1 protein-coding gene is annotated in these 1241 nt (G+C 44.0%); it reads right to left on the bottom strand.

The genetic code is table 11. The annotated features are described in order from the left end of the window. Positions 1 to 356: 356 nt before the first annotated feature. Positions 357 to 1085 (bottom strand): Bax inhibitor-1/YccA family protein, encoded by a 729-nt coding sequence (locus NJ959_RS13640; RefSeq protein ID WP_254012302.1) that lies wholly within the window; start codon positions 1083 to 1085, stop codon positions 357 to 359. Positions 1086 to 1241: the final 156 nt, after the last annotated feature.

Raw genomic sequence — 1241 nt, 5'->3', positions numbered from 1 at the left:
ATAGAGATTTCATTTATTTCCAGAATAGAGATTTCAGTCCATTTTAATGGACTTTGCTATTAGCCAGTGGTTAAAACCACTGGTGGGTTTCGCTGAAAACTGTGTCCCTAATTCCTATAATGCGATCGCCAATAAAGTTGCCAGTTTGGATTTGAGTTAAAATAGGTTCAATATCTTTTTTAATTTGTCGATAGCGTTTCGCCAAAGATTTGAATCGGCGTTAGCACAGCATTTTGGGGATAAGCTATCGGAGAAACCCAAGATAAACAGTCCAAATGCTTCGCCCTCCGAGAGTTTAAAAATACACGATACCCTACATCCCAGGTGCTAAAACACCCAGGATGTAGAGTATGGAATTAATCCCTACCGTTAATCGCAATCAGCAGACGCAAAATGAAGATAAACAAGTTGATGTAAGTGAGATACATCGACAATGCGGCTGGTAGATATTGCTCGTTGCGATAGGCGCGAGGCAGGATGTAGAAATCAACTACTGCTGCACCAACAAATAGCAAAACACCAATACCGGAAATGCCAATTTCCAGCCAACTAGGTGTGTAAACGCCAAAGAAGGATAAGACAAGCTGGGCAACCACAACCACACACAAGGCAATAATGCCAAGTTGTATGGTTTGGGTTAATGCCATCCCGTCTTGATCTGATAGTTTAGAACCAATTTGACGGGCTGCCACAAAGGTAACGCCACAGCTTAAAGCAGCAATAGCAATGCCTTGAATCCCAACACCGTTAGTGCCTAGGGCTACATAGACTAAACCGCTGAGGGTATAGCCAGTTAGGAGACTGTAAGTCGCTAATAGGGGTAGGGCGGTACTATTGTTCCCTTTCTCCGCGACACCACGGGCAACGAAGAAGAGGGCGATTTCCGCAATCAGGGCTACCCAGAAGGTAGTCATGAATAGCCCTGGATTGCTATGGATGACACCTAAACCGCCGTAAGAGCCCACAGCAGTTAAGACTAGTCCACCGCCGACATAAGGCAGGGCGTTGGCAATGACGTTGGGGCCAATCAGGGATTGACTTTTAGCATTGCGGATTGCTTCACGAAAGTTACTTGTGTTACTCATGAGACTCAATAAAGGAATTTATCAACAATTTACAAGCACTAAGCTCGTTACTTCTATTTTGAGTGAAATTTTTATGAAGGATGAAGGTTGAAGGATATAAGTAAAAAAATAGTTTCACCCTACTCCCCACTCCCTACTCCCTACTCCCTACTCCCC

It is taken from the genome of Limnofasciculus baicalensis BBK-W-15, from assembly GCF_024178385.1.
In the GTDB taxonomy this organism is placed as follows: Bacteria; Cyanobacteriota; Cyanobacteriia; order Cyanobacteriales; family Coleofasciculaceae; genus Limnofasciculus; species Limnofasciculus baicalensis.
This window is presented reverse-complemented; position numbering and strand designations above follow the sequence as displayed.